The 703-nt window shown below is 75.1% G+C and carries 1 protein-coding gene; it reads right to left on the bottom strand.

Features of this window, described 5'->3' with window-relative positions:
- Positions 1–703: ketoacyl-synthetase C-terminal extension domain-containing protein (locus VR45_RS40620; protein ID WP_045945005.1), on the bottom strand; the 703-nt coding region annotated here is incomplete at both ends.

The following is a 703-nucleotide window of genomic DNA, read 5'->3' as shown; positions in this document are numbered from 1 at the left end:
GCACCGAACGGCCCGGGAGCAGCCCACCTCCGACGGCCACGCTCTTCGAGCCCACGCCCCGCGACAGGGCGGCGACACCGGCCAGCAGTTCGTCCCGGTCCGCCCCCACCACCACCGCACGCTCCGCGAACCGCGAACGCCCGACCGCCAGCGAATGACCGACGTCCAGCACGCTCAGGCCCGGTTCCGCCACCACCCGCTCGTGCAGCGCCGCCGCCTGGGCGCGCAGCGCTTCCGGCGTACGCGCCGACAGGATCCAGGGGACGACGGCGGGCACCGGTTCCGACGTGGCGGGCCGGTCGACCGAAGTGTCGGTGGCGGCCGTCGCGTCGGTCGGCGCGGTCAAGGTCGGCGCGGTCGCGTCGGTCGGCGCGGTCAAGGTCGGCGCGGCGACGGCCTGTTCGAGAATCACGTGGGCATTGGTCCCGCTGGCACCGAAGGAGGACACCCCGACCCGGCGCGGCCGTCCCGTCTCCGGCCAGGGGGCGGCCTCGGCGAGCAGGGAGACAGCTCCCTCGGTCCAGTCGACACGGGGCGAGGGGCGGTCGACGTGCAGAGTGCGAGGCATCACGCCGTGCCGCATCGCGAGCACCGACTTGATCACCCCGCCGACGCCCGCGGCGGCCTGGGTGTGGGACAGGTTGGACTTCAGCGACCCCAGCCGCAACGGACGCCCGGCGGGCCGGTCCTGACCGTACGTGGC

Source organism: Streptomyces sp. NRRL S-495 (genome assembly GCF_000966955.1).
In the GTDB taxonomy this organism is placed as follows: Bacteria; Actinomycetota; Actinomycetes; order Streptomycetales; family Streptomycetaceae; genus Kitasatospora; species Kitasatospora purpeofusca.
The sequence above is the reverse complement of the archived record's forward strand: the minus strand, read 5'-3'. Positions and strand labels throughout refer to the sequence as shown.